This window comes from Devosia sp. 919 (genome assembly GCF_013185965.1).
Classification (GTDB): domain Bacteria; phylum Pseudomonadota; class Alphaproteobacteria; order Rhizobiales; family Devosiaceae; genus Devosia.
The window spans coordinates 1,457,520-1,470,342 of record NZ_JABAOL010000001.1; the positions used below are offsets into that span (position 1 = coordinate 1,457,520).

The following is a 12,823-nucleotide window of genomic DNA, read 5'->3' on the forward strand; positions in this document are numbered from 1 at the left end:
CAGGCTGACGGACTTTAGGGTGCCGTACTGTTGGGGCCTGGATAGCCAAATTCAGTGTGAGGCAGATCGGTGCGCTGCCGGAGCACCCTCGCCCTCCACACCCCACCCTTGATCCCTCCCCCACAAGGGGGAGGGTGTCGACTGGCCATTCGGCAAACCAACCACAAGGCAATCAATGATGACGTCCTATCTTCTCGCGGGGCCCGCGGAGGAGCCGGTTTCGCTTGCCGAGGCCAAGGCTTTCCTGCGGGTCGACGATGGCGCCGAAGATGCGCTGATCACCACCCTGATCGGTGCGGCGCGCGTGCATTTGGAAGGGGTGACGGGGCGCGCGCTCCTCGCCCAGACCTGGCGCATTGTGCTCGACGACTGGCCGACAACCCGCTGCGTGCGGCTGCCGGTCACCCCCTTTATCAGCCTGCTCGACATCAATGCGGTCGATGATGCCGGCGGGTTGCATCCCATCGCGCTGGCGCAGTTTTTGAGCGAGCCCGACCGGCTGCTCCTGCCTGCCACCGTCAGCGGCATGCCCCGGCTGCGCGAGCAGCAGGGGCTCGAGATCGACTATGTCGCAGGCTTTGGCACCGAGCCGGAAGATGTGCCTGCCGATATCCGCCAGGCGCTGCTGGTGCTGGTGGCGCACTGGTTCGAGCACCGCGATGCGGTGATCATTGCGGGGTCCGGCGCGGTGGTGCCGAGCGGGTTCGACCGGCTGGTGCAGCGATACAAGCGAGTGCTGCTATGAGCGAGCGGGTGCCACCGGTCGGCACGCTGACGGACCGGGTAACCCTCAAGCGCCGCGAACTAGTCGAGGAAGGCGGGGGCGGGCATGCGAGCCTCCTCATGCCGCTCGGCAATGCCTGGGCGCGGGTGCGCAGCCATGCCGGTCGGGAAGGCCAAAGCGCCGATGGCCGCGTCGTGGTCATCTCTCACACCGTGGTATTGCGCTTTCGCCGGGATCTGGGGCCGGGCGACCGCATCATTTATCGTGGCCAGCCGCTCGAAGTGGTGAGCGCGGGTGATCTCAATGGCAAGCGCGCCTTTCTCAGCTGCGCCTGCACGCAACTGGCCAGGGCGGGCTGAAACCATGCACCCGATCACGATCTTGCAGGGGGCGCTGGTGGCGGCCTGGCTCGCCGATCCCGCTTTGCTGGCGCAACTGGGACCTGACGGGGTGGTGGACGCGCCCCCCAAAGGGCGGGCGCCGCCCTTTATCGTTGTGCTGCGCCACGACGTGTTGGCGCGCGACGGTGATGCCGCGCCCGGCTTCGAGCATCGGTTGCGGCTCCATATCTGGTGGGGCGAGCCGAGCCGGCGTGCGGTGCTGGCGCTGGCCGAACGCACGGTGACCGTGGCGCTGGGGGCAGCGCTGGAGAGCCCCGGCTTGCTGGTGACCCACCGCGCCCATCAACGCACCGACAGCACCATCGACACCAAGACCGGCCAGGCAAGGGCAGCGATCACGCTGCGCTTTTTTACCGAGCCGACCGGCTGAGCCGGTCGCGGCCCTTTCACCATTTTCGGGGAGATTTTGCATGGCGGCCCAGAGCGGCAAGAACATGTTGCTGAAGCTCGACCAAACCGGATCGGGCAGTTTTCTGACGGTGGCGGGACTACGCACCCGCCAGTTGGCGCTCAATGCCGCGGCGGTGGACACCACTGACAGCGAAAGCGCCGGACGCTGGCGCGAATTGCTCGCTGGCGGCGGGATCAAGCGCGCTTCCGTTTCGGGCTCGGGCATCTTCAAGGATGGCGCTTCGGACGCGCAGATCCGAACGCTGTTCTTTGGCGGCACCATCCGCAACTGGCAGCTGCTGATCCCCGACTTCGGCACCGTGACCGGGCCGTTCCAGATCGTGGCGCTGGAATGGGCGGGCGATCATGCGGGGGAAGTGACCTTCGAGCTGGCGCTGGAAAGCGCGGGCGAGCTCAGTTTTGCCGCGGTCTAGCTTGGGGGAGAGAGCAATGGCGATTGAGCAGCGGGGCGAGATCGACGCCACGATCGGCGGCGAGCGGCGGGTGCTGTGCCTGACGCTGGGGGCGTTGGCGGAATTGGAAGCGCGATTGCAGGCCGGGGACCTCGTCGGCTTGGCCGAGCGCTTCGAGGGCGGGCGGGTGTCGGCACGCGATCTCCTCGCGATCCTGGGGGCAGGGCTGCGCGGTGGCGGCAATGCCGTCAGCGACGAGCAACTGGCTGGCATGGCATTCGAGGGCGGGCTCAAAGGCGCCGCCGAGATCGCGGCCCGCCTGCTGCGCGCGACTTTTGGGGACGCGACATGACGCCATTCCCCTGGGACGCCGCGATGGGGTTTGGCTTTGGCGTGCTGCGCCTGGCGCCGGCGCAATTCTGGGCTCTGACGCCGCGCGAACTGGCAGCTGCTCACCGCGCCTTGCTTGGCGAGGGGCGGGTGGCGCCGGGGCGCCCAGAACTCGAGCAATTGATGGAGCGCTATCCCGATGGCCGATGACCTTTTTCCCGACAGCTTCGGCGACGAGCTCGGCAGTGTGTCGCTCGAGCTGGAGCGCATCGGCGCGCTGGCCGATGGGGTGGCGCGCTCGATCAGCACGGCGTTTCGCGGGGCGCTCAGCGATGGCAAGTCGTTCAAGAGCGTGCTGGGCGACATCGCCCGCGCCTTTGCCGATTTGGCGCTCAAGGCCGCGATCAAGCCGCTGGGCAACATGCTGGGGGGCCTTGTCGAAAATCTCTTCACCGCCACCAACCCGGCCTTGGGCGGGGTCACCCCTTTTGCCAAGGGTGGGGTGATCGCGAGCCCTAGCTTTTTCCCCCTGCGCGGTGGGCTGGGGCTGGCCGGGGAAGCGGGACCCGAAGCGATCATGCCCCTGCAGCGGGGCGCCGACGGGCGGCTGGGGGTTGCGGCCGGTGCCGGCGGTGGGCCGGTGCAGGTGACCTTCAATGTGAGTGCGAGCGATGCACGCAGTTTCGTGCAAAGCGAGGCGGAGGTGAGCGCCATGCTGTTACGGGCAGTGCGGCGGGGCAGCCGGGGGAGTTGAGGGGGCGTTTTGGGTCTCCGGGCGCCTGGAAGGGTCTTCTAAGGGAGGGATCCTCTCGGGCTTTGATGACCAAGCTGCAGGACCCCCACCCCGGCCCTCCCCTCAAGGGGGAGGGAGGCCTCTCAGTCATCCAGTCCTTTTCCGTCTGCAAGGCTCCGTCGCTCCTGTCCTGGTAGGGACCGGAGAGGGGACCTCGGTGTAACGCAAGGAGCCGTTCATGGCCATTCACCCCGTTCGCTTTCCGCTCGATATTGCGCTGGGGGCGCGGGGTGGGCCGGAGCGCAGGACCGATGTGGTGCAGCTCGCCGGTGGCGGGGAAGCGCGCAATGGGCGCTGGGCGCAGTCACGGCGGCGCTTCAATGCCGGCTATGGCGTCAAATCGCGCGCCGATATGCAGGCCGTGCTGCAGTTCTTCGAGGAACGGCGCGGGCGCCTGCATGGCTTCTTGTGGCGGGACGGGCTCGATCATTCCTCGGGCGGCGACCCGCCAGGGCCGCTCGACCAGACCATCGGCACCGGCGACGGCGTGCGCACCAAGTTCGCCTTGTGCAAGCGCTATGGCGCCAATTTCGATCCCTATCTGCGCCCTATCACCAAGCCGGTGGCGGGCACGGTGCGGTTGTCGGTGGGCGGGGTGGAGCGCACCAGCGGCTGGAGCTGCGATGCAGCAACTGGCGTGGTGCAATTTGCCGTGGCCCCAGCCGCTGGGGCCGCGATCACGGCGGGGTTCCTGTTCGATGTGCCGGTGCGCTTCGACACCGATCGGCTCGATGTCGAGCTGACGAGCTTTGATGCCGCCTATCTGCCCGACATTCCCCTGGTGGAGATCTTGCCGTGAAAGTTCTGGATGCCGGACTGGCCGCCCATCTTGATGGGGGCGAAACTACGCTCGCCCACTGCTGGCGGATTACCCGAAGCGATGGGCTGGTGCTCGGCTTCACCGATCACGATCTGACCCTCGAGTTTGACGGCACGCAGTTTGTGCCCGCCCATGGGCTCGATGGCGGCGAAGCGCCGGCGCGGCTCGGGGCGGGGGTGGATACCAGCGAAGTGCTGGGTGTGCTCCATGCCGATGCCATCACCGAGGACGATATTCTGCTCGGGCGCTTTGATGGCGCCGAGGTCGAGACCTGGCGGGTGAACTGGACCGCACCCGAGGAGCGACTGCTGCTGCGGCGCGACACGATCGGGGAGATCGTGCGCGAGGATGGCGTGTTTCGCGCCGAACTGCGCTCACCCCAAAGCGGGCTCAACCGGACGGTGGGGCGCATCTATGGCGCGCTCTGCGATGCGGAACTGGGGGACGGCAGGTGCCGCGTCGATCTCGATGCGCCTGCCTTTCGCGCCGAGGCCACGGTGGTGAAGATCGAGGATGCCAACCGGCTGGTGGTAGCTGGGATCGAAGACTTTGCCGAGGGCTGGTTCGCCTTTGGCACGGCGCTGTGGGGCGGCGGCCGGCGCGTTGGCCTGCGCGATCGCGTCATTAGTCATGCGCGGGTGGGCAGCACGGATGTGCTGGGCTTTGCCGCGCCAGTCGGTGAATGGGTAATTCCGGGCGAGGCGCTGGAGCTTTGGGCCGGGTGCGACCGGCGCCTAGCCAGCTGCCGGGACAAGTTCGGCAATTCAGCCAATTTCCGCGGCTTCCCGCATATTCCCGGCAGCGACTTCGTGCTCCGCCATCCCCGCTCGGGTGATGCGCTGGATGGCCGGGCGGTGGTGCGATGAACCCCGATCTGGTGGTCGGGGCGGCGCGGCTGTGGCTGGGCACGCCCTATCGGCACCAGGCCTCGACCCTGGGCGCGGGCTGCGATTGCCTGGGGCTGTTGCGCGGCGTGTGGCGCAGCCTCCTCGGTGCTGAGCCCGTCAAGATGCCGCCGTATCGGGCCGACATGCGCGATCCCGGCCATGCGGGGGCGTTGCGGCAGGCGGCCGAGCAATGGCTGCTGCCGGCACCCGCGGCTCTGGAGGCGGGGCAGGTTGTGTTGTTCGCATTGGCGGGCGCAGCGCCGGCCAAGCATTGCGGCATTCTGGTGAGCCCCACCCGCTTCATCCATGCTCAGGAACGCCTGGGCGTCGTCGAAGCCAATCTGACCGAAGCCTGGGCGCGGCGCCTGGCCGGACGCTTCGTGTTTCCGGCGGCGGACTGACCGCGCTTTCATCTGATCTTGAGTACAAGGAGCCCTCATGGCGACAATGGCGCTTTCTTTGGCTGGCCAATTTGCCGGTCGCCTCGTGGGCGGGCCCTTTGGCGCGACGCTGGGCCGGGCGCTAGGCGCGCTCGCCGGCAGCGCGGTGGATGGCATGCTGTTCGGCGAGCGCGCGCCAAAGGGGGCAGGTGCCGATATCCGGCTGCAGGGCTCGAGCGAAGGCGGGGCGGTGGCGCGGCTTTATGGCTGGGGACGGCTCGCGGGCAACATCATCTGGGCGCGCGAACTCGAACTGCTCGCCGGTGAAGGGGCGGGCGCCAAGGGCATGCGCCAGGCCGAGGAAGACGAGGTGGCCGCCAGTTTTGCCGTCGCCTTTTGCGAAGGCGAGGTGCAGCATTTCGGGCGGATTTGGGCCGATGGGCAGTTGCTGGACCCCGAAGGGCTGACGCTGCGCTTTTACCATGGCACGGAGGACCAGCTGCCTGACGGGCTGATCGAAGCCACGCAAGGGGAGGGCTCGGCACCGGCTTATCGGGGGCTTTGTTATCTCGTGGTCGAGCAATTGCCGCTCGGCCGGTTCGGCAACCGCATTCCCCAATTGTCAGTGGAATTGTGCCGGGTGGTGGGGGACCTCGAGCGCGATATCCGAGCCATCACGGTGATCCCCGGAGCCACGGAATTTGGCTATGACCCGGTGCCGCGGGTGCGGGTGCTGGGGCCGGGCACGACAGTGGCCGAAAATGCCCATCTGTCGACCACCCGGAGCAACTGGACGCTGTCGCTCGACGAGCTGACGGCGCTGTGCCCCAATCTCGAGCATGTGGCGCTGGTGGTGGCGTGGTTCGGCGATGATCTGCGGGCGGGTCACTGCAAGGTCGGTCCGCGGGTGGAAAGCGCGGACCGGGTGATCGAGGGGGCGAGCTGGAGCGTCATGGGACTCGAGCGCGACGATGTGCCGGTGGTCTCGGTCCATGATGGCGGGCCCGCTTATGGCGGCACGCCGGCAGACAGCGCGGTGCTCGCAGCAATTGCCGACCTCAAAGCGCGGGGCCTCAAGGTCACGCTCTATCCGATCATCATGATGGACATCCCCGTCGGCAACACGCTGCCCGATCCTTATTGGGGCGGCACGGGGCAGCCGTCCTATAGCTGGCGCGGCCGGATCACCTGCGATCCCGCGCCCGGGCAGGCGGGATCGCCCTTTGGCACCACCGCAGCTGTGGCGCAGGCCGCCGCGTTCTTTGACGCCGGCTTTGCGCAGATGGCGCGCCACTATGCCGAACTGGCCGCGGAGGTGGGGGGCGTCGATGCGCTGCTGATCGGCTCGGAACTGGTGGGGATGACGGGGCTACGCGGCCCGGGCAACAGCTTTCCCTTCGTCGCCAAGCTCGTTGAGCTGGCGGCCGAGGTGCGCGCGATTGTGGGGCCCACAACCAAGCTCTCCTATGCCGCCGACTGGAGCGAATGGAGCGGGGTCGGCAGCGGGGGCGAGAAGTTCTTCCACCTCGATCCGCTCTGGGCGTCGCCCCATATCGATGCGGTCGGGATCGACAACTACATGCCGGGCGCCGATTGGCGGGATGGAACCGGGCATGCCGATGCGGCGCTGTCGGCGGGTGGGTATGATCTCGATTATCTAGCCAGTCATATCGCGGGTGGGGATGGGTTTGACTGGTATTATGCCAGCGACGCAGACCGGCAGGCGGGCATCCGCTCGCCCATCAGCGATGGCGCCTATCACGAGCCCTGGGTGTGGCGGTTCAAGGACCTCAAGGCTTGGTGGAGCAACCCGCACCACGACCGGCCCGGCGGGGTGCGCAACGGGGTGCCCACGGCCTGGGTGCCAGCCAGCAAGCCGATCTGGTTCACCGAACTGGGCTGTGGGGCGGTCGACAAGGGAGCCAACCAGCCCAATATTTTTGGCGACGAGAAAAGCGCTGAAAGCGGGCGGCCGTTCTTTTCGAGCGGCGCCCCCGATCCGCTGATCCAGCGGCAGTTCCTGCGCGCCCAGCAAAGGTTCTGGCGCGACCCGGCCAACAATCCGGCGGGGATGGTGGATGTCGGGCGCATTTATCTGTGGACCTGGGATGCCCGGCCTTATCCCGCCTTTCCGGCGTTGGACGAGATTTGGGCCGACGGCGTCAATCACCGCACCGGCCACTGGCTGACCGGACGACTGGGCGGCGCGAGCAGCCAGGAACTGCTGGCGGCGGTCGCGGCCGAGCATGGCGTCACGCTGACCGCCGAGCCGGCGCTGCCCTTTGTGGCGGGCTATCTGCTGGGCGATGCCAGCACCGGCCGTGAGGCGATCGAGCCGGTGCTCGAGGTGAGCGGCCTGCGCCTGCGCAGCCACGTCGATGGACTGCATGCCGGCCACCCCTTGCGCGGGGAGGCGGTGAGGATCGAGCCGGATGCGCTGGTGCGGGCCGAAGGGCCGGTGCTGTCGCGCCGGCGTGGTGATAGTGCCGAAGCGCCGGGGCGGCTGGCGCTGTCCTATCTGGATCGCGAGCGCGATTACCTGACGGGGACCGTGACGGCGATGCGGAGCGGGGCAGGGCCCCTGAGCGGGCAGTCGGTGGCGCTGGTGCTCGATGGCGCGGGGGCCCGGGTGGCTGCCGAAACCCTCTTGGGAGCAGCGGCTGCCCAGCGCGAAACCCTAACCTTCACCCTCGCGCCCGATCAGTTGGCACTTGAGCCTGGCGATCTCGTGCAGATCGCGGGCCTGGCCGAGGGGCCGTTCGAGATTAGCGAAATTCGCGATGGGCTGGCGCGGCAGGTGACGGCGCGCACTCTGCCTCATCCGATGCCGGTGACAACCGTCGGCGAGCAGCGGGCGCCCGCGAGCCAGGCTGTGCAGGCCCGCGCCTTGCCACTGGTGCTGGCAGCGCAACTGCCTGGATTGGGCCCCGACCCGCTGGCGACAAGGCTGGTGATCGGGGCCTTTGCCCGGCCCTGGCCGGGGGTAATCACTGTGGCCGATGAGGTCACCGGTGCCCCGGTAGCGCAGCTGCCGCGCGCGGCCGTTCTGGGCGAACTGGTCGCGAGCCTTCCCGCAGCAGCGGATGGACTGTGGGATGACACAAGCACGGTCGAACTCAGGCTGCATGGCGGCCATCTCGCCAGCGCGGCGGAAGGGGCGGTGCTGGCGGGCGCCAACCAGCTGGCGGTGCAAAGCCAGGCAGGAACCTGGAAGATCATCGGCTTTGCCCAGGCCGAGCTGCTCAGCGCTGGCCACTTCCGCTTGCACCGCCTGTTGCGCGGACAGGCGGGCACCGCTGGCACGATGGGTGACACCCCTGCCGGCGCGCCCGCGATGCTGCTGGATGGCCGGGTCGGGCGGGTGGAGCTTGAGCGGCAATGGCTGGGGCAGGAGCGCCTGCTGCGCTGTTACGCCGGAGCGGGCGACCTGACGGGCACGGAGCTCGATGTCGCCGTGACCAGCGCGCCCGCCTTGCCGCTGCCGCCAGCCGAACTCACGGCGGAGCGGGATAGTGCCACTGGAGCAATCGTGCTGCACTGGCGGCCGCGTCACCGGCTCGACGCCAATGGCGGGCAGGGCTTTGCCCCGTCGCCTGATCACCTGCCCGAAGCCTATCGGATCACGATCCGGGCAGGCACGGCGGTTCGGCGGGTCGTGGAAACCGGCGCGGCGCAGTGGAGCTACCCACTTGCCGACCAGCTCAGCGACTGGGGCGGTCCGGTCGCACAATTCCAATTTTCGGTGTGCCAGCTCAGCGCTGTGCTGGGCGAAGGCCATAAGGCGGAGGGCGTTTTCGGTGGCTGAAGAGCAGTTCGAGCGGTGTCTGGCGCAGGTGCTGCGCCATGAAGGCGGCTTTGCCGACCACCCCGATGATCCCGGTGGGGCAACCAATATGGGCATCACCCGGCAAACCCTCGCCGCCTGGCGCGGAGTGAGCCCGGCAACGGCGCTGCCCGTCGGGGCTGTCCGTAATTTGAGCCGGGCCGAAGCGGCGCAGATTTACCGCGCCCAATACTGGGCCCCCGTCGGCGCTGACACGCTGCCCTTGGGGCTAGACTTGGCGCTGTTCGATTTTGCCGTTCATTCGGGACCAAGCCGAGCCGTCAAGACGCTGCAGGCCGAACTGGGCGTGGCGCGGGATGGCGCCGTCGGCCCGGTCACCCTAAGGGCGGTGGGGCAGCGCGTTGCGCGCGAGGGCGTGGACGAACTGATCGATGCCCTGTGTGGACGCCGGCTGCAGTTCCTCTCGGAGCTTTCCACCTTTTCCGTGTTCGGCAAGGGCTGGACCGCCCGCGTCGCCGCTATCCGGCAGACGGCGCTCGATTGGAGCCCGGCTGCCCCCATTCCCGCTAAAAACCGGAGCACGAGTATGACGTTTCTCAGTGGCTACAAGACCTATATCGTGGCGGCAATCATGCTGCTGACCGGGCTGGCGCAGGCGCTGGGGCTCGAGGTTCCGACGCTGCAAGGCAGTTCGGCGGGCCATTTGATGATGGAGGCGATCGCCGTGCTGTTGTTGCGTCGCGGCGGCCTCAAGGCCAATGCCGCATCAACCTAATGCCCGTTGCGGCGTGGCGGGCCCGGAGAGCGGCAGCCACGCCGCCAATATTGGGACGGTGGGTCAGAACATCGGCAAGGTATTGAACCAAGGCACCGCTGACCTATTCATGTGACATTCAGTTATATGTTTTTAAGGTGGCGTTATGAGAACCATGAGTCCCAAACCACCCATGTCCGCCGCCCTTGCTTTAGCTGTTGTGCTTGCGCTTGCCTGGGTGGGTCCGGCCAGCGCCCAGGCGTGCCTTGATAAGCGCGAGATCCAGGAGGCGGTGTCGAGCGGGCAGATCATGTCGCTCAATGCCGTGCTCGCCTCCGCCGGGGTTGACCGCAATGCCGAAATCCTGAGCGTTCAGGTTTGCGACCAGGGCGGCAGGCTGGTTTATGTCATCGGCGTGCTCAGTCCCGATGGCGCCGCGCAGAACCTGGTTGTATCAGCGCAGTAACGGCAGCATTAGGGGCAATCCATGCGAATTTTAGTGGTCGAGGACGACACCAGTCTCAATCGCCAGCTCAAGGAAGCGCTGACTGACGCAGGCTATGCGGTGGATGTCGCCTTTGACGGTGAGGAAGGTCATTATCTCGGCGATACCGAGCCATACGACGCCGTGGTACTCGATATCGGCCTGCCACAGATGGACGGACTCTCGGTGCTGGAAAGCTGGCGGCGCGGGGGCAAGACCATGCCGGTATTGCTGCTGACGGCGCGCGATCGCTGGAGCGACAAGGTGCAGGGCATCGATGCGGGTGCCGACGACTATGTGGCAAAGCCCTTCCATATGGAAGAAGTGCTGGCACGGCTGCGAGCGCTGGTGCGCCGGGCGGCCGGGCTGGCCTCCAACGAAATCACCGCCGGCCCCGTGAGGCTCGATGTGCGTTCAGGGCGGGTAACTGTGGATGGGCAGGCGGTCAAGCTCACCAGCCATGAATTGCGGCTGCTAAGCTATCTAATGCACCACAAGGGCAAGGTTATCTCGCGTACCGAATTGACCGAGCACCTCTATGATCAGGACTTCGACCGCGACAGCAACACCATCGAAGTGTTTGTGGGGCGGCTGCGCAAGAAGCTGCCGGAGGATTGCATCCAGACCGTGCGAGGACTGGGTTATCAGATCGCCGAGGACTAGTGGGTGAGCACTGCTGCGGCAACGCTGAAGCGCAAGGGCTCGATAACGGCGTCCTTGTTCTGGCTGTCGGCCGGCTGGCTGGTTGTGGCGCTGGTCGCGACGGGCTTTTTGCTGTCCGATCTGTATTCGCGCGCCCTCGACACCAGCCTATCGGACACGCTCGATTTCCATCTGGAAAGCTTGGCCGGCGCCTTGCTGGAATCAGGTGATCCGACCAGCAACGCCATTTCTTTGGCCGATCCCCGCTTTGATCGGCCCCGCTCGGGCTGGTACTGGGTAATTCGCGATGCCAACGGCACCCTGTACAATCTCTCGACCTCGGTCGTGGGTATTGATCTGCCCGTGATGATGGGCCCGCCCGATGCGCTGGGCCGCCGCACGGCAGTGATGGATGACGCCTTTGGCACCAATATGCGGGTGGTGGAGCGCACGATTACGCTTGCCCCGACCACTTACCAGGTGGTGGTGACCGGCAATCTCAGCGAAATCCTGCAGCTGGTGGATGAATTTCGCGGCCAGGCCTTTGTGGTGCTGGGGGCCGTTGGCGTAATGCTGGCGATCATGAGCGCCATTGTGGCGCGCATTGCCATGCGCCCGATTGCGCGCCTGAGCCAGTCGATCGAGGCCGTGCGCTCTGGAGAGAGCGGAGCGGTGACCGGCACCTATCCGGTGGAAATCGCGCCGCTGGCCGAAGAGGTCAACGAATTGCTGCGCTCCAATACGCAGATAATCGAGCGCGCCCGCAACCAGGTCGGCAATCTGGCCCATGGGCTCAAGACGCCTATTGCCGTGTTGCGCAACGAGGCCGAAACTCGCCAAGGCGCGCTAGCCGATGTGGTGCTCGCCCAAACCGACAAGATGAGCGGCCTCGTGGCCACTTATCTCGACCGGGCGCGACTGGCGGCGCGCACCTCGGTGGTTGGCAAGCGGGCCGACCCGGCGGCCGTGCTGTTGCGGTTGACGCGGGTGATGGGCAAGATCCACCCCAATATCGATGTGCGCTACGATCCGCCCGGTGGGGCAGTCCCGTGGTTCCGCGGCGACGAAGCCGATCTCGAGGAGATCACGGGCAATCTGCTGGATAATGCCTGCAAGTGGTCAAAGGGGGAGGTGCGGGTTCGGCTGGCCAGCGAGCAGGGCGACACCGCTACGAGCCTGTTGATCCGCATCGAGGACAACGGCCCCGGCCTGTCCGAGGAGGATGCTCAGAAAGTGTTGCGCCGCGGCGTCAGATTGGACGAGAAGACGCCGGGAAGCGGGCTAGGGCTGGATATCGTCAAGGAACTGGTTGATGTGTATGGCGGCAGCCTGCAGCTCAAGCGTTCGGCGCTGGGCGGGTTGCTGGCAGAACTGCGGTTGCCGACGGTGCGCTCCTCGAGTGCTGCCAAAGGCTGACGCATTTCCGCCACATTGCGTCCCAACAAGCACTTACCCCTTCGCGAGAGCCCGCAGATGAACCGTTTAGCATTCCTGGTACTGCCGTTATTGCTGTCGAGCCTTGCCGCTTGTTCGAGCACCGGAACCACGACCCAGGCGGTGCAAACAGCCCCCGTTGTCCAGGCGCCAGTAATCGCCGCGCCAACGACGCCAAGCCCGGCGCAGACTACCCAGCAGGCGATGCTAACCACCAGCATTGCCAATGGCTTTGTGGATCCGGCAGCGCTGGCCCTGATGTCCTCAAAGGATTCGGCAGAAGCCAACAGCGCCCAGTTCTATGCGCTACAGTTCGGGCGCCCCGGCGCACCACGCCAGTGGGCGGGCGACAAGGGTGCAACCGGTGCGGTGAGCGTAGGCCCCTATGTGCGGGTCAACAACCTCGATTGCCGCGACTTCACTCACTCGGTCAAGATCGGCGGGCAGGACTATACCCGCAAGGGCACAGCCTGCCGCGAGCAGAACGGTAACTGGGTCGTCGAGCGCGGCGCGGCCTGATCGCGTCGGTGCAGCAGGGATTGTTTACCGAACGCGGTTAGCATTGGAGGGTCATTCCTCCAATGCAC

Annotated in this window: 16 protein-coding genes; all 16 read left to right on the top strand. The window is 66.7% G+C overall.

Features of this window, described 5'->3' with window-relative positions:
• Positions 1-175: 175 nt before the first annotated feature.
• The 16 genes from HRQ64_RS07055 to HRQ64_RS07130 all read left to right on the top strand — a co-directional run bounded on the left by HRQ64_RS07055 (position 176) and on the right by HRQ64_RS07130 (position 12,755).
• The gene (locus HRQ64_RS07055; protein ID WP_172122759.1) at positions 176-745 is read left to right on the top strand and encodes a head-tail connector protein; all 570 of its coding nucleotides are present in this window, start codon (positions 176-178) and stop codon (positions 743-745) included.
• Positions 742-1,083, top strand: coding sequence for a phage head closure protein (locus HRQ64_RS07060; RefSeq protein ID WP_172122760.1), 342 nt, complete (start codon positions 742-744; stop codon positions 1,081-1,083). Before HRQ64_RS07055 ends, HRQ64_RS07060 begins: the two co-directional genes overlap by 4 nt.
• A 4-nt stretch (positions 1,084-1,087) precedes the next feature.
• The gene (locus HRQ64_RS07065; RefSeq protein WP_172122761.1) at positions 1,088-1,495 is read left to right on the top strand and encodes a DUF3168 domain-containing protein; all 408 of its coding nucleotides are present in this window, start codon (positions 1,088-1,090) and stop codon (positions 1,493-1,495) included.
• Between the two features lie 40 nt (positions 1,496-1,535).
• A complete protein-coding gene (locus tag HRQ64_RS07070; RefSeq protein WP_172122762.1) occupies positions 1,536-1,949 on the top strand; it encodes a phage major tail protein, TP901-1 family in 414 nt (137 codons plus the stop codon).
• A gap of 16 nt (positions 1,950-1,965) precedes the next feature.
• Positions 1,966-2,280 (top strand): gene transfer agent family protein, encoded by a 315-nt coding sequence (locus tag HRQ64_RS07075; RefSeq protein WP_172122763.1) that lies wholly within the window; start codon positions 1,966-1,968, stop codon positions 2,278-2,280.
• Positions 2,277-2,468, top strand: a complete 192-nt coding sequence (locus HRQ64_RS07080) for a rcc01693 family protein (protein WP_172122764.1) — start codon at positions 2,277-2,279, stop codon at positions 2,466-2,468. The genes HRQ64_RS07075 and HRQ64_RS07080 overlap by 4 nt, the downstream gene beginning before the upstream one ends.
• Positions 2,458-3,012 (top strand): phage tail tape measure protein, encoded by a 555-nt coding sequence (locus HRQ64_RS07085; RefSeq protein WP_172122765.1) that lies wholly within the window; start codon positions 2,458-2,460, stop codon positions 3,010-3,012. Before HRQ64_RS07080 ends, HRQ64_RS07085 begins: the two co-directional genes overlap by 11 nt.
• A gap of 217 nt (positions 3,013-3,229) precedes the next feature.
• Entirely contained in the window at positions 3,230-3,850 is a 621-nt protein-coding gene (locus HRQ64_RS07090) for a DUF2460 domain-containing protein (RefSeq protein WP_172122766.1), read from the top strand.
• The gene (locus HRQ64_RS07095) at positions 3,847-4,737 is read left to right on the top strand and encodes a DUF2163 domain-containing protein (RefSeq protein ID WP_172122767.1); all 891 of its coding nucleotides are present in this window, start codon (positions 3,847-3,849) and stop codon (positions 4,735-4,737) included. Before HRQ64_RS07090 ends, HRQ64_RS07095 begins: the two co-directional genes overlap by 4 nt.
• Complete coding sequence (locus HRQ64_RS07100; protein ID WP_172122768.1) at positions 4,734-5,159, top strand: NlpC/P60 family protein; 426 nt, start codon at positions 4,734-4,736, stop codon at positions 5,157-5,159. Before HRQ64_RS07095 ends, HRQ64_RS07100 begins: the two co-directional genes overlap by 4 nt.
• A 46-nt stretch (positions 5,160-5,205) precedes the next feature.
• On the top strand, positions 5,206-8,943 hold the full coding sequence (locus tag HRQ64_RS07105; RefSeq protein WP_172122769.1) for a glycoside hydrolase/phage tail family protein: 3,738 nt from the start codon (positions 5,206-5,208) through the stop codon (positions 8,941-8,943).
• Entirely contained in the window at positions 8,936-9,697 is a 762-nt protein-coding gene (locus HRQ64_RS07110) for a glycoside hydrolase family 108 protein (RefSeq protein WP_172122770.1), read from the top strand. The genes HRQ64_RS07105 and HRQ64_RS07110 overlap by 8 nt, the downstream gene beginning before the upstream one ends.
• 154 nt (positions 9,698-9,851) lie before the next feature.
• Positions 9,852-10,142 (top strand): hypothetical protein, encoded by a 291-nt coding sequence (locus HRQ64_RS07115; RefSeq protein WP_172122771.1) that lies wholly within the window; start codon positions 9,852-9,854, stop codon positions 10,140-10,142.
• A gap of 21 nt (positions 10,143-10,163) precedes the next feature.
• The gene (locus tag HRQ64_RS07120; protein ID WP_127752377.1) at positions 10,164-10,823 is read left to right on the top strand and encodes a response regulator transcription factor; all 660 of its coding nucleotides are present in this window, start codon (positions 10,164-10,166) and stop codon (positions 10,821-10,823) included.
• 3 nt (positions 10,824-10,826) lie between these two features.
• Positions 10,827-12,218, top strand: a complete 1,392-nt coding sequence (locus HRQ64_RS20460; protein WP_172122772.1) for a HAMP domain-containing sensor histidine kinase — start codon at positions 10,827-10,829, stop codon at positions 12,216-12,218.
• 57 nt (positions 12,219-12,275) lie between these two features.
• Entirely contained in the window at positions 12,276-12,755 is a 480-nt protein-coding gene (locus tag HRQ64_RS07130) for a hypothetical protein (protein WP_172122773.1), read from the top strand.
• The last annotated feature ends 68 nt before the right edge of the window (positions 12,756-12,823 follow it).